The organism is Xanthomonas sp. NCPPB 1068 (assembly GCF_041479385.2).
Taxonomy (GTDB): Bacteria; Pseudomonadota; Gammaproteobacteria; order Xanthomonadales; family Xanthomonadaceae; genus Xanthomonas; species Xanthomonas cannabis.
On the sequence record NZ_CM192986.1, the window covers coordinates 1,784,966 to 1,801,533 of the forward strand.

The 16,568-nt window shown below is 65.9% G+C and carries 17 protein-coding genes and 2 pseudogenes; 9 read left to right on the forward strand and 10 right to left on the reverse strand.

Features of this window, described 5'->3' with window-relative positions; genetic code table 11:
- Positions 1–294: 294 nt before the first annotated feature.
- Positions 295–663, forward strand: coding sequence for a PDZ domain-containing protein (locus ACCQ12_RS07670; RefSeq protein WP_372383304.1), 369 nt, complete (start codon positions 295–297; stop codon positions 661–663).
- Positions 664–837: 174 nt separating this feature from the next.
- Here the strand turns inward: ACCQ12_RS07670 and ACCQ12_RS07675 are convergent, their stop codons facing one another.
- From ACCQ12_RS07675 to ACCQ12_RS07685, 3 genes are all read right to left on the reverse strand, one after another.
- Positions 838–1,347: a DUF3060 domain-containing protein gene (locus ACCQ12_RS07675; protein ID WP_372383305.1), complete on the reverse strand. Its 510-nt coding sequence runs from the start codon at positions 1,345–1,347 to the stop codon at positions 838–840.
- A 181-nt stretch (positions 1,348–1,528) separates the two neighbouring features.
- Positions 1,529–2,896: an adenylosuccinate lyase gene (gene purB, locus ACCQ12_RS07680; RefSeq protein ID WP_372383306.1), complete on the reverse strand. Its 1,368-nt coding sequence runs from the start codon at positions 2,894–2,896 to the stop codon at positions 1,529–1,531.
- Positions 2,897–2,932: 36 nt separating this feature from the next.
- A complete protein-coding gene (locus ACCQ12_RS07685; RefSeq protein ID WP_372383307.1) occupies positions 2,933–4,255 on the reverse strand; it encodes a hemolysin family protein in 1,323 nt (440 codons plus the stop codon).
- Between the two features lie 285 nt (positions 4,256–4,540).
- Here ACCQ12_RS07685 and ACCQ12_RS07690 point away from each other — a divergent pair, with 285 nt between their 5' ends.
- Positions 4,541–5,947, forward strand: a complete 1,407-nt coding sequence (locus ACCQ12_RS07690) for a class II fumarate hydratase (protein WP_047696706.1) — start codon at positions 4,541–4,543, stop codon at positions 5,945–5,947.
- A gap of 135 nt (positions 5,948–6,082) precedes the next feature.
- On the opposite strand, the gene ACCQ12_RS07695 is transcribed toward ACCQ12_RS07690, so the two are convergent.
- The 7 genes from ACCQ12_RS07695 to ACCQ12_RS07725 form a co-directional block, all read right to left on the reverse strand.
- Entirely contained in the window at positions 6,083–6,505 is a 423-nt protein-coding gene (locus ACCQ12_RS07695) for a hypothetical protein (protein WP_039403207.1), read from the reverse strand.
- Between the two features lie 275 nt (positions 6,506–6,780).
- Positions 6,781–7,314, reverse strand: coding sequence for a DUF2884 family protein (locus ACCQ12_RS07700; protein ID WP_372383308.1), 534 nt, complete (start codon positions 7,312–7,314; stop codon positions 6,781–6,783).
- Positions 7,315–7,336: 22 nt separating this feature from the next.
- The gene (locus ACCQ12_RS07705; RefSeq protein WP_372383309.1) at positions 7,337–8,161 is read right to left on the reverse strand and encodes a DUF4097 family beta strand repeat-containing protein; all 825 of its coding nucleotides are present in this window, start codon (positions 8,159–8,161) and stop codon (positions 7,337–7,339) included.
- Positions 8,162–8,171: 10 nt separating this feature from the next.
- Positions 8,172–9,158, reverse strand: coding sequence for a hypothetical protein (locus tag ACCQ12_RS07710; RefSeq protein WP_047696700.1), 987 nt, complete (start codon positions 9,156–9,158; stop codon positions 8,172–8,174).
- Positions 9,155–10,030 carry an ABC transporter ATP-binding protein gene (locus ACCQ12_RS07715; protein WP_047696698.1) on the reverse strand — a complete coding sequence of 292 codons (876 nt, stop codon included), beginning with the start codon at positions 10,028–10,030 and terminating at the stop codon, positions 9,155–9,157. Before ACCQ12_RS07715 ends, ACCQ12_RS07710 begins: the two co-directional genes overlap by 4 nt.
- The gene (locus ACCQ12_RS07720; RefSeq protein WP_003483692.1) at positions 10,027–10,389 is read right to left on the reverse strand and encodes a GntR family transcriptional regulator; all 363 of its coding nucleotides are present in this window, start codon (positions 10,387–10,389) and stop codon (positions 10,027–10,029) included. The genes ACCQ12_RS07715 and ACCQ12_RS07720 overlap by 4 nt, the downstream gene beginning before the upstream one ends.
- 2 nt (positions 10,390–10,391) lie before the next feature.
- Entirely contained in the window at positions 10,392–10,640 is a 249-nt protein-coding gene (locus ACCQ12_RS07725; protein ID WP_081422587.1) for a hypothetical protein, read from the reverse strand.
- A gap of 135 nt (positions 10,641–10,775) precedes the next feature.
- Between ACCQ12_RS07725 and ACCQ12_RS07730 the strand changes: the two genes are divergently transcribed.
- From ACCQ12_RS07730 to ACCQ12_RS07760, 7 genes and pseudogenes are all read left to right on the forward strand, one after another.
- A complete protein-coding gene (locus ACCQ12_RS07730; protein WP_372383310.1) occupies positions 10,776–11,333 on the forward strand; it encodes a glutathione peroxidase in 558 nt (185 codons plus the stop codon).
- 90 nt (positions 11,334–11,423) lie between these two features.
- Positions 11,424–12,395: an FKBP-type peptidyl-prolyl cis-trans isomerase gene (locus ACCQ12_RS07735; RefSeq protein ID WP_039403181.1), complete on the forward strand. Its 972-nt coding sequence runs from the start codon at positions 11,424–11,426 to the stop codon at positions 12,393–12,395.
- Between the two features lie 61 nt (positions 12,396–12,456).
- Positions 12,457–12,810: pseudogene (locus ACCQ12_RS07740) on the forward strand (UDP binding domain-containing protein); the annotation flags it as partial.
- On the forward strand, positions 12,803–13,039 hold the full coding sequence (locus ACCQ12_RS07745; protein WP_039403175.1) for a SlyX family protein: 237 nt from the start codon (positions 12,803–12,805) through the stop codon (positions 13,037–13,039). The pseudogene ACCQ12_RS07740 and the gene ACCQ12_RS07745, both read left to right, overlap by 8 nt.
- Positions 13,040–13,057: 18 nt before the next feature.
- Positions 13,058–13,795 (forward strand): DUF2058 domain-containing protein, encoded by a 738-nt coding sequence (locus ACCQ12_RS07750; RefSeq protein WP_372383311.1) that lies wholly within the window; start codon positions 13,058–13,060, stop codon positions 13,793–13,795.
- Positions 13,796–14,187: 392 nt separating this feature from the next.
- On the forward strand, positions 14,188–15,030 hold the full coding sequence (locus ACCQ12_RS07755; protein WP_372383312.1) for a transporter: 843 nt from the start codon (positions 14,188–14,190) through the stop codon (positions 15,028–15,030).
- A 429-nt stretch (positions 15,031–15,459) separates the two neighbouring features.
- Positions 15,460–16,565: pseudogene (locus tag ACCQ12_RS07760) on the forward strand (LacI family DNA-binding transcriptional regulator).
- The last annotated feature ends 3 nt before the right edge of the window (positions 16,566–16,568 follow it).

A 16,568-nucleotide genomic window follows, 5' to 3' on the forward strand; every position in this document is an offset into this window, starting at 1 on the left:
GGGCAGGGCCGGCGCGAATGCCGCTATTGTCCGATGCTTGCGCCGGATCTGCACCTGCGCGCTAGGGCGGCAACAGGCAAGGCTTCAGGGAGGTGGTGATTCCGCCTGTGCGGTGCGGATGACTGTGGTCGGGTGTACCACGCTGCGGCGCCATGCGGCCCGCACGGTGGTCGGGCGCCCGCCGTGCTGTGACGCAAGGGCGGGTGTCCGATGGCACATGAGCGCGCCGCATCAGGAACCCGATACTGGGTCACCGCAGCGGGGTATGCGCTGCTTTCGACAAAGGGCTGACCGATGCGTCGTTGGACAGCGGGTGTGCTGTTGCTGACCGCCATGCTGAGCATCAGCGGCGCGGTGCAGGCAGCGGAAGAGAAGGGGTGGTTCGGTCTGAGTTTTGCCGTGGAAAGCGAGGGGTTTTCGTTCAACCCCACCCTCACGTCGGTCAAGATCGATGGCATCAAGCCGGCATCGCCGGCCGCCGCGGCCGGTCTGCAGGTAGGCGATGCAATCGTGTCGGCGCAGGGCGTCCCGGTGGCAGGCAGCAAGGCCGATCTGCTGAAAGCGGCGGTCACTCGCAAGGTCGGCGAAACCTTGCGGTTCGTGATCGTGCGGGGCGCTGCCAAGCCGCGTGAAGTGACCCTGGTGGCGGCGCGGCGGCCCTGATCGGCCGGCGCCGATCGCTATGCTCACGCAATTCGCGCTGGAATGCAGCGCCTGGGTGTCTCGCCGATCGGCTTGATGCTGTGGCAGCAAGGGCACCTGCATGACATCACCACTGGTCGGCAGTGTGGCCCAGGCGGCTGCGCGTGCTGCACCGGCAACCACGTGCAGCGCGGCTTACATCACCTTGTTGCCGCTGCCGCGATCATCGAGGGTGGGCTTGCTGGACGGATTGACGGTGTTGTCGTTGCCGGAAAACCGCACCTGCTTCACGTCGTGCGCCAGCACCAGGTTCTTGTTGCCCTGGATGTCGACGCTGTCGACATTGGTCAGATTGAGCGTGTTGTCGTGGCCGCTCACGCTGAGCTCGCCCAGCTGCGCGTTGAGCACGGTGAAGTTGCTGCCTTCCACGCGAATGCCGCGGGCCTTGTCCAGGTTCATTGCGCCGCGCGAGGCGGTGATGGTGACCGTGCCGCAGTCGCCGTGCAGGATCCACTCGCTGTCGTTACGGGTCAGCCGCACGTCCTTGCCGCCGCAATCGGCGCCGCTGGCCGGGTCGGTCAGCGTGGACGACATGGCCGACATGGCCGACATGGCCTGGCCGGCGGGGCCCTCGGCGCTGCAGCCACTCAAGGCGGCCATGCCGGTCAATGCAAACAGCACAGGTGTAATCCGGACTGCGCGCATGGGAAATCCTTTGCTTGGATGAGGCCGGCACCATACCAGCCGCGATGCGGCAGGCCGTCGACGCCGCTCTTGCGTCCGGCGCCAAGGCGTGCGCCGGTTGCGCGGCTGGCGAGCGCGACCGGCACCGCCGCCGGACTACAGTCGCGTCCGGCGGCTGCCATGACGCCGGTCCCGCAGGCGATCAGACCGCGCGTGCCAGCTGCTCGGCCAGGCCGATGTAGCCGCCCGGGGTCAGCGCACGCAGGCGCTGCTTGTCGTCTTCCGGCAGCTGCAGGCTTTCCACGAACGCCTGCATCGAGGCGGCAGTGATGCCCTGGCCACGCGTCAGTGCCTTCAATTGCTCGTACGGGTTAGGCAGGCCGTGGCGGCGCATCACCGTCTGCACGGCTTCGGCCAGCACTTCCCAGGCCGCATCGAGGTCGGCATCCAGGCGCTCGGGATTGACGGTCAGCTTGCCCAGGCCCTTGGCCAGCGAATCCAGCGCCACCTGGGTGTGGCCGAACGCGGTGCCCAGCGCACGCAGGACGGTGGAGTCGGTGAGGTCGCGCTGCCAGCGGCTGATCGGCAACTTGGCCGAGAAGTGCTCGAACAGTGCGTTGGCGATGCCAAAATTGCCTTCGGCATTTTCGAAGTCGATCGGGTTGACCTTGTGCGGCATCGTGGACGAGCCGACTTCGCCTTCCTTGAGCTTCTGCTTGAAATAGCCCAGCGAGATGTAGCCCCAGATGTCGCGCGACAGGTCGATCAGGATGGTATTGGCGCGGCGGCTGGCGTCGCCGATTTCGGCCACGTTGTCGTGCGGCTCGATCTGGGTGGTGTACGGGTTGAACACCAGGCCCAGGCTCTCGACGAAGCGCTGTGCGAATTCGGCCCAATCCAGCTGTGGATACGACACCAGGTGCGCGTTGTAGTTGCCGACCGCGCCGTTGATCTTGCCAGTCAGTTCCACGGCGGCGATCTGCTTGCGCTGGCGCTCCAGGCGCGCCACCACATTGGCGATTTCCTTGCCGAGCGTGGTCGGCGATGCGGTCTGGCCGTGCGTGCGCGAGAGCATCGGCTGGGCAGCCTGGGCATGCGCCAGCGTGCGCAGCGAGGCGGCGATGCCGTCGAGCGCGGGCAGCAGGACCTCGCGGCGCGCCTGCTCCAGCATCAGGCCGTAGCTGAGGTTGTTGATGTCCTCGCTGGTGCAGGCAAAGTGCACGAATTCCAGCGCCGGGCCCAGCTCGGCGTCGCCGGCGAGCTGTTCCTTGATGAAGTACTCCACCGCCTTGACGTCGTGGTTGGTGGTGCGCTCGATCTCCTTGACCCGCGCGGCGTGCGTCACGCTGAAATCGTCGGCCAGCGCACGCAGGCGCTGGCTGGCGGCGGCGGAAAACGGCGCCAGCTCGGTGATGCCCGGCTCGGCGGCCAGGGCCAGCAACCACTCGATCTCCACCTTCACCCGCGCCCTGATCAGGCCGTATTCGGAAAAGATCGGGCGCAGCGCGTCCACTTTGGAGGCATAGCGGCCGTCGAGCGGGGACAGGGCGAGCAGGGCGGAATCCGACATGGGCAGGGGCACTGGGAAGCTGGCGGGGCCGGTATTCTACGCCGCCCCGGCGCCGGCTTCGCCCACCGGCCGCACCGTCACTGCCTGGATGCGGTGGCCAGCCATGCGCCGCACGGTCAGCGCGTGGCCGTCCAGCTCCAGGGTTTCGCCTTCTTCGGGCAGCCGCTGCAGCTGATGCACGATCAGTCCGCCGACCGAATTGACATGGTCCGGAGCGCTCAGGTCCTGGCCGAGCAGGCGTTCCAGGCGGAAGATCGAGGTGCTGCCGGCCACCAGCAGCGAGCCGTCCTGACTGCGCACCGGCGCGTCGCGCACCACGTGGCGGTGTTCGTCCTCGATCTCGCCGACCACCACTTCCAGCAGGTCTTCCAGGGTGAAAAAGCCCAGGATGCGGCCTTCGTCTTCCACGCACAGCGCCAGATGGGTGGTGCCGGTGCGGAACTGCTCCAGCGCGCTGGGGATCGGGGTTTCCAGGGGCAGCAGCGCCGGTGGGCGCAGCAGCGGGCGCAGATCGTCCAGGTCCTGGCCGCGCGCCATCGCCACCAGCAGATCCTTGGTGTGCAGGATGCCCAGCACCTGCTCGCCATCGGCGTCGAACCAGGGGTAGCGGCTGTAGCGCGATTCGCTGAATTCGGCGAGCACCGCCTCCAGCGTCATGCCTTCGCGCAGGCTGCGCAGGTGCTCGCGCGGGCGCATCAGGTCGCCGGCCACCAGATCCGGCAGGTCCAGCGCATGGCTCATCAGGGCCAACCCATGGTCCGGCGTGGGCGCGTTGGGGTCCTGGCGTCCCACGATCAGTTTCAGTTCTTCGCGCGAATAGCGGTGCGACTGGTGTTCCACATCGCCCCAGCCCAGCAGCCGCAACAATCGGTTGGCGCTGGTATTGAGCAGCCAGATCGCCGGAAACATGACCCAGTAGAAGACGTACAGTGGCGCTGCGGTCCACAGCGACATGTGCTCCGGGCGCCGGATCGCCATGGTCTTGGGAGCGAGCTCGCCCAGCACGATGTGCAGGAAGGAAATCAGGCTGAAGGCGATGGCCAGGGCGGTGAACTGCGCCGCCTCCGGCGACATGCCCAGCATATCGAACACCGGCGCCAGCAGATGCGCGAAGGCCGGCTCGCCGACCCAGCCCAGCCCGAGCGAGGCCAGGGTGATGCCGAGCTGGCAGGCCGACAGGTACGCATCCAGATGCGCATGCACGCCCAGCAGCAGGCGGCCGCGCCACCCGTTAGTCTGCGCCAGACCAACGGCCTGGGTGTGACGCAGCTTGACCAGCGCAAACTCGGCAGCAACGAAAAATCCGTTCAACAGCACCAGCAACAGCGCGACGCACAGCAGCAGCACGTTAGCGAGCATGTTCGCCTCCGCATGCTGCGGCACCGCTGCGTGCCGGCGTCAACCGATGGGCGTGCACCGTGGTGGGCGATGTCGCAAAAAAGAACGCAGGGCCTGCGTGTCTACAGTCAGGGTCGTCGCCCATGGCAGCGTGGTACCTCGTATGGATCGATGCTCAGTCTAGTGCACGCGTTGCGATGACATCGTCGCAACGTCGCCAGCGGGTATCGTAGTGGGCCTCGCCAGCGTGGGTGCGCCCGCTGCCAGCCATTGCGTCACCACCACCACTACGTGCGGAGAGTGCAGATGAGCGAACGTTTCAGGACCGAACACGACAGCATGGGGCAATTGCAGGTGCCCGCCGATGCGTTGTGGGGCGCGCAGACCCAGCGTGCGGTACAGAATTTCCCGGTGTCCGGCCAGCCGATGCCGCGCGGTTTCATTCGCGCGCTGGGGCTGATCAAGGCCGCTGCCGCAGGCGTCAATGCCGACCTCGGGCTGTTGCCGAAGTCGATCGGCAAGACCGTGCAGGATGCGGCATTGCAGGTGGCCGATGGCACGCACGATGCGCAGTTTCCGATCGATGTGTACCAGACCGGCTCGGGTACCTCGTCCAACATGAATGCCAACGAGGTGATCGCCACACTGGCCACGCGCGCCGGCAAGGATGCGGTGCATCCCAACGACCACGTCAATCTTGGCCAGAGTTCCAACGATGTGATCCCCACTGCCATCCGCGTCTCTGCGTTGCTTGCGGTGCAGGACCATCTGCAGCCGGCACTCAAGCACCTGCGCAAGACCATCGACAAGCGCGCCAAGTCTCTGAACAAGATCGTCAAGACCGGGCGCACGCACTTGATGGATGCGATGCCGCTGACGTTCGGGCAGGAATTCGGCACCTGGTCGGCGCAGCTGAGTTCGGCGCAGGAGCGCATTGACGACGCGCTCAAGCGGTTGCGGCGGCTGCCGCTGGGCGGCACCGCGATCGGCACCGGCATCAATGCCGATCCGCGTTTCGGCGCCAAGGCGGCCAAGGCCTTGTCGAGCCTGAGCGGGGCAAAGTTCGAAAGTGCGCAGAACAAGTTCGAAGGCCTGGCCGCGCAGGACGATGCGGTGGAGTTGTCGGGCCAGCTCAATGCACTGGCCGTTGCACTCATCAAGATCGCCAACGACCTGCGCTGGATGAATGCCGGCCCGTTGGCGGGCCTGGGCGAGATCGAATTGCCAGCGTTGCAACCCGGCAGCTCGATCATGCCCGGCAAGGTCAATCCGGTGATTCCCGAGGCCACGGTCATGGCATGCGCGCAGGTCATCGGCCACCACACCGCGATCACCGTGGCCGGGCAGACCGGCAATTTCCAGTTGAACGTGACCTTGCCGCTGATCGCCTACAACCTGCTGGATTCGATCACCTTGCTGGGCAACGTCGCGCGCCTGCTGGCCGATAGCGCCATCGCCGGATTGAAGGTGCGCCAGGAGCGCGTGCGCGAGGCACTGGACCGCAATCCGATCCTGGTGACCGCGCTCAACCCGATCATCGGCTACGAGAAGGCCGCCGCGATCGCCAAACGTGCCTACAAGGAACAGCGCCCGGTGCTGGACGTGGCGCTGGAAGACAGCGGGCTCGGCGAAGCGGATCTGCGCCGTTTGCTGGATCCGGCCGCGCTGACGCGTGGTGGCATCCAGGCCGGCAGCAGTGGTGGCGGTGGCTGACCACTGAACGCGTGTGCGTCTGTAGGAGCGCACCTGGGCGCGATGAAGCCTTCCCGATAAGGCCCCATCGCGCACCAGTGCGCTCCTACAGGGTCTCGCGCCAATCTACTGATTAGCGCGGACTTGGCCGGCGGCTCAGTGCCGCTCGGCCTGGATGTTGCCAAAGCTTTCGCGATACGGCTGCAGCGACGGAATCTCATCCAGCAATTGGCTGCTGAGCGTCTGGATCTCGGGTGTGGCGGTCAGCTTGATCGACTTGTATTCCGGATCCGGGCCGGCGTCGTTGACCGCCTGCTGGCGCAGCATCTGCAGGTGCCCGAACAGCAGTTGCAGCTTGGCGCGGGTCGGCTCCTTCTGCGGTAGCGCGATATCGTCGATCTTGAGGGTGCCGTCCGGGGTGATCTCCGCGTTGGCGGCAGGCGGGCGACGGATCATCACCGACTGCGTGGTGATGGCGACGCGCGGCTTGCCACGTTCGGCACGCCGGGACGACTGATCGCCGCAGGCGGCGAGTGTGCACAGCAACAGCGCCATGCAGAGCATCACGAACTTGTTCATGGGATCGGTGGGTCGAGGGGAGCGCACTAGTGTAATCCCGCCGCGGTCTGCGGGTGCCGGCGCGGGTGGTCGGCAGAGCTGACAAAACGTCGCAGGGGTGCGCCAACCAGCGGTCGCAACACGATCATCGTGCGCCGCTGACCCATTGCATGTTCACCCGTGCGCAGGGTGCCGGCCAGTGGCTGCGGCGATGTCCGACCAGTCCGATGCAGTGGCCGCAAGCACGACGGCGGCCGCCGCGGAGCCGAGCCGCTGCCTCAATCCGCACGCCGCCCTCAATCGCGGCAGTCGGCAACATCCTTCTGGGTGAGATTGGCATAGGGGCCAAATTCGGGCACGGCACTGGCTGCGGCATCCTGCGCGCCGCGTAGCGTGTCCAGCTGATCGCAGATCAGCCTGGCCTTCTGTTTGAAGGTCTCCGCTTCGGCTTCGATCTTGTCGCCGATCTGGTCCGTGTTGCCGCTCAACACGCCTTTGAGCGCTTCACCGGCGGCATGCGCGCCGAATGCCGCGCCCTGCGTACCGATATCGATGCCCTTGGCCGCAACGCCCTGGATCTGTGCGTAGTAATTGCGCATCGCCCGATGCTGCACGTCGTTCAAGTTCACCGCCTTGCCGTCGATGCTGAGCGCACCGTCGGCACTGATGGTCGCCGCCGGCAAGCCGCTGCGCTTGAGCGTCACGCTCTTGCCGTTGAAGGTCACGCCGCCGCCGCTGTCGTTCTCGCCCGACACCACCACCTTCGGCTCGGACTTGCCGCAGCCCACCAGCAGCACGCTGGCCATTACCGCAGAAATAAGCAGTTTCATAAGCTATCCCCCAAATGAAGAGTTACCTGTCCGCCGGCACGCGCATGGCGCCGCCCACATCGCTGGCGCTGATGTCGCCGCTGCCCTTGCGCGCAAGGCTGACATCGCCACTGACCTTGCGCACATGGATCGAGCCGGAGCTGACCGCCTCGACCCGAACGCTTCCCCGCACGTCCTCGATCTCCATCTCGCCCGACCCCACGGTGCCGACGGTGACGTTGCCTGCCACATCGCGCAGTTTGACGTCGCCGGAGCCGACCGTGCCGACATCGGTTGCGCCATGGACCTGCTTTGCCTTCAGATCGCCCGAGCCCACCGCCAACACACGCAGCGCACCGATATCCTCCAGCTCGATGTCGCCGGAGCCCACCTTGGCGGTGACGCGTCCCTTGCTGCGGCGGACGGTCATATCGCCCGAACCGACATCGGCGCTGACGGATGCGGCACCGCTGATCTCGGCATCACCGGAGCCCACATCGAACTGCACCAGCAGGGTGTTCGGCACGCTGCCGCGCAGGTCCAGATACGAATAGTTTTCGCCGATGGACATGCGGATCAGGCGGTCTTCGGCCAGGGTCACCACCAGCTTGTCGCCGATCCGCTTCTGGGTCACGGTCAGGTGCTTGAGCAGCTCGGCCTTGGCCGCACAGGCGCGGCCTTGCAGGCGTCCGCCGGTACCGGGCGCGGCGTCCAGACGCAGGTCGTTGGAACCGACTTCGAACAACACCGTCTTCACTCCCGCCAGTTGCAGCTCCAGGCTGCGCGGCTCGGAGTACTTGCATTGCTCTTCGGCAGCCGCGGCGCCGGGCAATGCGAACAGAAGGGCCAGGGTCAGGGGCAGGCGCATGGAATGTCCTTCAGGCTTCTGAGCGCCGGCGGCGCAGGTAGATGGAGGCGACGATCAGGGCCACACCGATGGCGGCGCCGATCCAGATGTCGGCATTGCCGTAGACGCGTGCGCTGTCGGTGTGCTGCAGGGCCCACTGCACCAGGTCGCTGGGGTTCTGCATGGCGCTGCTGTCCAGGTTGCCGCTGACCGCACGCGGCGACCAGGTGCCCGGCAGCACGCTGAGCAGGCCGCGGTAGCCGACGATGTACCAGATCCAGCCGATCGGCAGCGACACGCCGGGCATCGCCGCAAGGATGCTCAGCATCACGCAGGCCAGCAGCGGGAACAGCACCGCCCACAGGAACGGCTTGCTCGAGGCCCAGGCCGAGCAGAACATCAGCCAGCCGATGGTGGGCAACGACCACAGCAGGCTCATCGGCACGGTCTTGAGCAGCAACCACAGTAGCGCGAACGGATGCGAGTGCGTGGCCATGGCCCACGGGCTGGGCGCACCGGCGATCAACGCGCCGCCGATGGCGATCAGCCACAGCGCCAGCCCCACCACCAGGCCGATCGCAATGGCGATCAGCGGCGCCAGCAGCAGCGCCCAGGCGGCCTTGGACAGCACGGTCTGCACGTCGGAGACCGGCAGCGATTTCCAGAACAGCACGCTGCGGTCGCGGCGGTCGTCGTACAGGCTGCCCAGCGCATAGAAGAACACCACGAAGGCCAGTACCACCGAGGCGATGCCGATCCCGCCCAGCAGCAGGCCGTCGCCCACCTGGCCCAGGGTGCGGGTGTAGTCGGCCATGTCGCCCGGATTGACGCTGTCGCCGACCATGTTGCGGCGGGCGGTGATCGCACCGATCACCGCGCCCAGCAGCGCGAAGAACACCGCAATGCCGCCGGTGATCAGTTGCGCCCACACGAAGCCGCCACGGTGTTCCCAGTATTCGCGTTTGAGCAGCCAGCCGAAGGTGCGGGCAGGCGATGCGTGGTTGGTCATGGCATTCATGCGTAGGTCCCCTTCATGACGGCAACAAACAGGTCGGCCAGGCCGGGATTGCGGGTCTCGCCGAAGTGGGCGAGCTGCGCTTTGGGCACGCCGTCGAACAACATCACCGTCTTGCCGAAGGGCAGGGCGCGTTCGTCGATCGGCGTCAGTGTTCGCGCGGCATCGAGGTGCTCGGCACCGACCAGCACTTCGGTGTAGCGCTGCGCCACGTCCTCCATGTCGGCGGTCAGCACGATGCGGCCGTCGCGGATGAACATCACATCGGTAAGGATGTGTTCGATCTCCTCGACCTGGTGCGTGGTGACGATGATGGTCTTCTGCTCGTCGAAGTAATCCTCCAGCAGGCGCTGGTAGAACTGCTTGCGGTAGAGGATGTCCAGACCCAGGGTGGGTTCGTCCAGCACCAGGATGCGCGCGTCGATGGCCATCACCAGCGCCAGGTGCAACTGCACGATCATGCCTTTGGACAATTCGCGCACCCGCGATTTGCGGTTGAGCTGGGTGTTGGCCAGGAAGCGCTCGCACTTGGCGCGGTCGAAGCGCGGATGCACGCCGGCCACGAAGTCGATCGCCTCGCCAACCCGCAGCCAGCGCGGCAGCACCGCCACGTCGGCGATGAAGCAGACCTCGTTCATCAGCGCGTTGCGCTGGGTGCGCGGGTCCAGGCCCAGCACGCGCAGCTCGCCGTCGAAGTCGGTCAGGCCCAGTACCGCCTTCAGTGCAGTGGTCTTGCCGGCGCCGTTGGGGCCAATCAGGCCGACGATGCGGCCGGCGGCGATGGTGAAGCTGGTGTTGTCCAGCGCCAGGCGGTGTTTGTAGGCCTTGCGCAGGCCGCGGGCGTCGACGACATGGTCGGTGGAGACGGCGGTCATGGTGTTTTCCCCTGTGGCAACAGATCGTCGATGGACAGGCCCAGGCGCTGGATGCGTTCCAGCACCGCCGGCCATTCTTCATTCAAGAAACGCTCGCGTTCGCTGCCGCGCAGCTTCTGTGCGGCTTCCGGGGTCATGAACATGCCCAGGCCGCGGCGTTTTTCCACCAGGTTCTCGTCGGCCAGTTCCTGATAGGCGCGCGAGACGGTGATCGGATTCAATTGATAGTCCGCCGCCACCTGGCGCACCGAGGGCAGGGCATCGCCCGGCTTGAGGATTCCATCGAGCATCATGGCAATGACCCGTTCCTTGAGTTGGCGGTAGATGGGAGCGCCGTCGCTCCATTGGATGTCGTTCATGATCAGCTCCGTGGGCGCAGAACCTGCGCGAAGGAGAAATAGGGCATCGACAGTGAGGCACGCGGATGCCGGCCAGGCCGGGTGCGTGCTTCGGGGGGAGTTGTCGCGTTTTCCGTAACCGCTTCCGACACGCCATAATCGGCGCCGGACTCCGTCACCTGACTGGAAGCGGCTCCCAGCCAACCAATGGCAAACAGGGTGCTGCCGAACAGCAACAGCGGAACTGGTCGCGTGACACGTGTGCTGTTCATGCTTTCCCCCTGCGTTGGATGACTGGTGTTGTATTCAACTATAACACCGACACGCAGGCAGTCAACCGTCTGTCACACCCAACTGATGGCACCCCGCCAGATTCGGGATGCCGATCCCTCGCCGAGGTCTTGCCCATGTTGCTGAAACGTCTGTTAGTGGTTGTATTTGCTGGATTTTTCGCGGGCTCGGCGCTGGCCGTCGGCGCTGCGCTGCTGGATCTGGATTACCGCCCGCTCGCCGGAAAGGCCCCAATCAACCTGAACCGTAGTTACGGCGGCAAGGTGGTGATGGTGGTCAACACCGCCAGCAAGTGCGGCTACACCCCGCAGTACGAAGGCCTGGAAGCGCTCAACAAGCGCTACGCCAGCCGTGGATTTGCGGTGCTGGGCTTTCCGTCCAACGATTTTCAGGGGCAGGAGCCCGGATCCGAGAAACAGATCCAGGAATTCTGCACGCTGACCTACGGCGTCAAGTTCCCGATGTTCGAGAAGGTGCATGTGCTCGGCACAGAGGCCACGCCGTTGTATCAGCGGCTGACCCAGGCGACGGGCGTGGCGCCGGGCTGGAACTTCCACAAGTATCTGATTGGTCGCGATGGGCGCGTTGTGGCGCAGTTCCCCAGCAAGATCAAACCGGACGATCCGCGCGTTGTGGCGGCGATCGAACGCGAGCTCAATGCGCCCTCGCGCTGAGCACGGCTCTCGCAACGCCGCGTGCGCATGCGACAATGCGTGTTCAGCGCCGTCGGCGGCGTGTCTTTTCACTTTCGGGAAGTGCATCGAATGAAGATGGGAAAGCGCGGCGCGGCGGCGTCGCTACTGATGGTGGCAATGGCGGCTTCGGTGCCGGCGATGTCGCAGCAACCGGCCGCAGCGGCCACCAAGGAGAAGCCAGTTTTGAATGCATCGTCTGAGAAAAGCACGCGCGACAACGTCAGCTACGCCATCGGTATGGACGTGGCCCGCTCGTTCGAGCCGATCGCCCAGGACATCGATCTGAGCGCCATGCAACGCGCCATCGAAAATGCATTCAAGGGTGGCAAGCCGCTGTTGTCCGACGAGCAGACCCAGGCCACCGATACCGCCCTGCGCACCGCGCTGGCGGCCCGTAACGGCCAGCAGGTGCCAGGCATGGCGCCGGGTTCCGCGCCGGCTGCCCCGTCCAAGGAAAACGTCGGCCTGATGCTCGGCGACCGTGCAGTTGGTCCGTCGCTGGCCGGCATCAAGGACGAGATCGACCTGTCGATCCTGATGGAAGCGGTGCGTACCGTGTTCGCCAAGGGCACCACGCGCCTGACCCAGCAGGAAGCGGCCGCCACCATGCAGGCGTTCGCCTCGGCCAAGCAGGGCGCTGCCGGTGCCAAGAATCGCGAAGAGGGCAATGCCTTCCTTGCCAAGAACAAGACCGAAAAGGGCGTGATCACCACCGCATCCGGCCTGCAGTACATGGTGCTGCGCCAGGGCAGCGGCGAGCGTCCGATGCGGACCAACAAGGTGCGCGTCAATTACGAAGGCAAGCTGCTCAATGGCCAGGTGTTCGATAGTTCCTACCAGCGCGGCCAGCCGGCCGAGTTCGGTCTGGATCAGGTCATTCCCGGTTGGACCGAGGGCGTTGCGTTGATGCCGGTCGGTTCGAAATATCGTTTCTGGATTCCATCCAACCTGGCCTATGGCCCGAACGGGACGCAGGGTGGGCCGATCGGACCGGACGCAACCTTGACGTTCGATGTCGAACTGATGGGCATCCTTCCCTGATCTTTCGCAGGACTTCCGCCCCCATGCGCGTTGCAATCTCTGGCACCGGCGACGTTGGTCCAACACCGATGACATGCGTGCTGCGTCCAGCCATTGCCTGATGGCGCAGCCGTGGGAAGCCTGTGCCACCGTGCGAGCCTCCGACCCGGAGGCCACTCGTGAAGCCAGGCGCATCTTCGGCGGGCGCGATGACCTGACCTTCTGCGACGGAGCGTTCGCGGTACCGGAAGGCGCCGACGCATTGGTTCTGGTCACTGGGTGGAAGCAGCTCCGCAGCCCGGACTTCGGCAAGATCAGGCAGGCAGTGAAGGACGAGGTCGTGTTCGACGGCCGCAACCTGTATGACCGGCAAGAGATCGAAGCCGCTGGTCTGGCTTACTACGCTATCGGACGAGGCCGTTCGTTACATGCATGAGCAACTCTCGCCGCGCGACCAGGACCTGGAAGCGCGATTGGTGGAACTGGAAACGCGCCTCTCCTTTCAGGAGCAGGCGCTCAACGAACTGAGTGAAGCGCTCGCGGACGCCCGCTTGACCGGCGCCCGCAATGCCGAACTGATCCGCCACCTGCTCGAAGATCTGGGCAAGGTGCGCTCCACGTTGTTTGCCGATGCGGCGGATGAACCGCCGCCTCCGCACTATTAATTGCAGATTGCCGCCGCCATGAGCGATACCCTACGTGACCAGCTGCTTGGCCTGGGCTTCAAGTCCGCGCCCAAGCCAGAACGCAAACCCGACGCGCGGCCTGCCGCGCGTCCGCACGGCAAGGGCGGCAAGCCCGCACCTGGCGGCCACCGGCCGGATGGCCAGGGCAGGGGGCCTCAGCGGTCGTCTGCCGCCGCGGCCACCGATGGCAGCGGCGAACGCAAGCACGGGGGCAGGCCCGATCGTCGTAACGACGGCCGGCCGGCGGCGTCGCCACGTCCGCCGCAGGCCGACGCAGGCCGGCGCGGTCCTAGGCCGCCGCGCACGCGCGAAGACATCGATCTGGCCAAGGCCTATGCGATCCGGGCGCAGCGCGAGAAGGACGAACGCATCGAAGCCGAGCGTATCAAGCAGGAAGAAGCACGCCTGCGCCGCGAAGCCAAGGCCAAGCTGGAAGAACTGCTCAAGGACAAGGGACTGAATCACGCCGATGCCGACATTGCCCGGCATTTTCCGTACGGCGGCAAGATCAAGCGCATCTATGTCACCGCCGACCAGCTCAAGGCACTCAACGCCGGCGAGCTCGGCGTGCTGCAGCTCAACGGGCGCTATCTGCTGGTGACGGCCGAAGTGCTGGCCGAAGCCGAGGCGGTGTTCGCGCCATCGGTCGCCCTGAAGGTGGACCCGAACGCACCTGCGGGCGAGGATCCCTATGCCGATCCCAAGTACCAGGTGCCTGACGATCTGGTCTGGTAAGACGGCATCACGCGGCTGTTTTGCAAGGGCACCTGAGGGTGCCCTTGTCGTTGGCGGGCGAGCTCGCCAATGGTTGTGACTGGGCAGGGCGGCGGGATGCTGACCCACGGGATCGGGCTTGCCTGCCGGCCTGGCGATCGTCAGTGCCGGAGCAGTTGCTCGTTGACGTCACCGCGTGTCGGCTAGTGCGTCTGTTGTAGCTGTCGCCGCAGCGTGCTGTTTTGCCGCGCCGCGGCCTGCCACGCGTACAACGCTGGCTGCGCCGCTGGCGAGAGCGGCGCGGTATACAAACCGGTCACGGCCGGCGCGGCACCATGCGCGCCGTTGCTGGTCGACGCAGCCATCCCGATGATTGCTGCGTTGTCGCTCACTTCCTGCCGATGGTGCCGCCCATGTCCGTGTTTTCTGTTCCCGTGCAATCGCGTGCCGATGCACCGTCGGTGCCGGCCTCTTCCTTCGTGAGCGAGCGGTTGCAGCTGCGCGCAGGGCGACCTCTGCTGTTGGCCGGGTCGCTGCTGGCGTTGTGCCTCAGCAGCCGGCCGGCGGCAGCGCAGGCGGAGGATCCACCGGCGTTCGACCGGCCCGGCATCCCGTTTGCCGCCGAGGTGTTGCAGCCCGGCGCATTCGCCTGGGAGCAGGGTTTGCCGGATGCGAGCACCGATCGCACCGATGGCCAGCGGACCACGCTGTACACCGCCGACACCGTGCTGCGTCTGGGCCTGTCGCAACAGGTGGAGCTGCAACTGGGCAGTGACAGTTACAACTGGCAGCACGGGGGCGGCCAACGCGTGCGCGGCGGCGGCGACAGTCATATTGGCTTGAAAGTTGCCCTGCCATCGCGCTCCGACAGTTTTCACTGGGCGGCGCTGGGCACCTACAGCGTCCCGACGGGCAGCCCTGCCTTCAGCGACGGCTATGCCCGCGAACTCGGCGTCACCGCCTCCTGGGACCTCGCGCAGCAGCGTGCGTTTGCGCTGTACGTCAACTATGCGCGCGACGACGAGGGCCACACCTGGACCTTTGCGCCCAATTACACGTTTTTTTCCGGCGAGCATTTCAGCAGCTACGTCGAAGCCGGGTTCGATACCGGCAGCGAGCATTCGCGCGTGGCGGGTGCGGGCGGCGCCTGGCAACTGCCGCACGCGATGCAGCTGGATGTCTCGGTGCTGCGCGGTCTGACCTCGGAGAGCCCGGACTGGCAGGGCGGGGTTGGCTTGTCGATCGCGTTTCAGTAACGACTATGGGTAAGCCAGGGCGTCTGCGTCGTGGTGCCCGACGACGCTAGCCGTGCGCTGCGTGGCTGCCAGTGGTGGCCCGGACGGTCGTGGCGGCATCGCAATGCCGGGCTGCACTCTCGAGCTGGTGGTGGCGGTGGGGGTGGCGGTCACGGGCAAAGAAGTTCTAGATACCGGAGGGGCGCAAGGCGGAGACGGCACCACGTTGGTGGCAGCCGCTCTTGCGGCAAGGAGCCGTGCGCTGCTTGATCGCCCCGACCGACCAGTCGGCACGCACTGAGTGGACTATCCCGCCCGATTTGTTGCACTGCCGCATGCATTGAGAACAAGGAAAAGGCCTAATTGGATCGATCCAATGAACGCTACGGGCATGCGCATTTCTCTCAACGCCAGGTCTGCAACTTGACGCGTGCCACGCCTACATCCGCAATGGAAGAGGACGGCGACGCGCGCCGTCTGCGCCGTGGCGCAGTGACGTTGCGCGATATCGCGGTCGCCATCGGCGTGTCGCGTGCCACCGTCTCGCTGGTACTGCGCGGCAGCCCCTTGGTGCATGCGAGCACGCGGGCACGTGTCGAGGCCGAGCTGGATCGACAGAACTATGTGTACAACCGCGCCGCAGCCAATCTGCGCCGGCGCACCTCGTCCAGCATCGCGTTGGTCATCAACGACCTGTCCAATCCATTTTTTGCCGAGTTCGCCGCAGGCGTCGATGAAGCGCTGGGCGCGGCCGGCTATGTGACGCTGCTGGGCAGCACCGGTGAATCGACGCAGCGCCAGCAGGCGGTGCTGACCTCGTTGATGGAGCACACGCCGGCCGGAATCATCCTGTCGCCAGCCGAAGGCAGCCAGGCGCAGGCTCTGACCCAGGTGCTCGGCCGCCAGCGCAACGTCGTGCTGTTCAACCGTGAAGTGGAGGGTGCCGGTTGGGATCTGCTGGCGCTCGACAACGAGCAGGGCGCGTTTCTGGCCTGCACGCACCTCATCGCGCAAGGTCACCGGCACATCGTGTTCTTCGGTGGCCATGCCGAATCCAGTTCGTGCCGTCAGCGCCGTGCCGGCTATACGCGTGCAATGACGGATGCAGGGCTGGCCGTGCAGTACGTCGAGTCGGCACCCAATCGCCAGGATGCCGCGCTGTGTGGCGCACGCATGTTGGGCAGCGCGGGCCAGCGCATGAGTGCGGCGGTCTGCTACAACGACAGCGTGGCGCTGGGCCTGATGGCCGCGCTGGCGATGCAGGGCCGTGTGCCCGGCCGCGATTTTGCGGTGACCGGCTTCGACGATATCGCCGAAGCCGCGTTGTTCACCCCGGCCCTGACCACGCTGGCCGCCGATCCGCGCGCGCGTGGCCGGCAGGCCGCGCAACTGGTGCTGCAGCGTATCGGCAGCCCTGAACTGGCGGCGCAACGGCTCACCGCCGCCGTCGCCTTGAAGATCCGTGCAAGCAGTGCATGCGCGCCGACCGCAGCGCCTGTGCCGTAATGCGCAAGCATTCCCCCAACCGTTCCCCCACCAAGGCCTCCGGCCGCTGACCA

What these genes read in the sequence shown, in the direction of transcription:
- ACCQ12_RS07670 (WP_372383304.1), top strand. Translation starts at nt 295, where the DNA reads ATGCGTCGTTGGACAGCGGGTGTGCTGTTGCTGACCGCCATGCTGAGC.
- ACCQ12_RS07675 (WP_372383305.1), bottom strand. Translation starts at nt 1,347, where the DNA reads ATGCGCGCAGTCCGGATTACACCTGTGCTGTTTGCATTGACCGGCATG.
- purB (WP_372383306.1), bottom strand. Translation starts at nt 2,896, where the DNA reads ATGTCGGATTCCGCCCTGCTCGCCCTGTCCCCGCTCGACGGCCGCTAT.
- ACCQ12_RS07685 (WP_372383307.1), bottom strand. Translation starts at nt 4,255, where the DNA reads ATGCTCGCTAACGTGCTGCTGCTGTGCGTCGCGCTGTTGCTGGTGCTG.
- ACCQ12_RS07690 (WP_047696706.1), top strand. Translation starts at nt 4,541, where the DNA reads ATGAGCGAACGTTTCAGGACCGAACACGACAGCATGGGGCAATTGCAG.
- ACCQ12_RS07695 (WP_039403207.1), bottom strand. Translation starts at nt 6,505, where the DNA reads ATGAACAAGTTCGTGATGCTCTGCATGGCGCTGTTGCTGTGCACACTC.
- ACCQ12_RS07700 (WP_372383308.1), bottom strand. Translation starts at nt 7,314, where the DNA reads ATGAAACTGCTTATTTCTGCGGTAATGGCCAGCGTGCTGCTGGTGGGC.
- ACCQ12_RS07705 (WP_372383309.1), bottom strand. Translation starts at nt 8,161, where the DNA reads ATGCGCCTGCCCCTGACCCTGGCCCTTCTGTTCGCATTGCCCGGCGCC.
- ACCQ12_RS07710 (WP_047696700.1), bottom strand. Translation starts at nt 9,158, where the DNA reads ATGAATGCCATGACCAACCACGCATCGCCTGCCCGCACCTTCGGCTGG.
- ACCQ12_RS07715 (WP_047696698.1), bottom strand. Translation starts at nt 10,030, where the DNA reads ATGACCGCCGTCTCCACCGACCATGTCGTCGACGCCCGCGGCCTGCGC.
- ACCQ12_RS07720 (WP_003483692.1), bottom strand. Translation starts at nt 10,389, where the DNA reads ATGAACGACATCCAATGGAGCGACGGCGCTCCCATCTACCGCCAACTC.
- ACCQ12_RS07725 (WP_081422587.1), bottom strand. Translation starts at nt 10,640, where the DNA reads ATGAACAGCACACGTGTCACGCGACCAGTTCCGCTGTTGCTGTTCGGC.
- ACCQ12_RS07730 (WP_372383310.1), top strand. Translation starts at nt 10,776, where the DNA reads ATGTTGCTGAAACGTCTGTTAGTGGTTGTATTTGCTGGATTTTTCGCG.
- ACCQ12_RS07735 (WP_039403181.1), top strand. Translation starts at nt 11,424, where the DNA reads ATGAAGATGGGAAAGCGCGGCGCGGCGGCGTCGCTACTGATGGTGGCA.
- ACCQ12_RS07745 (WP_039403175.1), top strand. Translation starts at nt 12,803, where the DNA reads ATGCATGAGCAACTCTCGCCGCGCGACCAGGACCTGGAAGCGCGATTG.
- ACCQ12_RS07750 (WP_372383311.1), top strand. Translation starts at nt 13,058, where the DNA reads ATGAGCGATACCCTACGTGACCAGCTGCTTGGCCTGGGCTTCAAGTCC.
- ACCQ12_RS07755 (WP_372383312.1), top strand. Translation starts at nt 14,188, where the DNA reads ATGTCCGTGTTTTCTGTTCCCGTGCAATCGCGTGCCGATGCACCGTCG.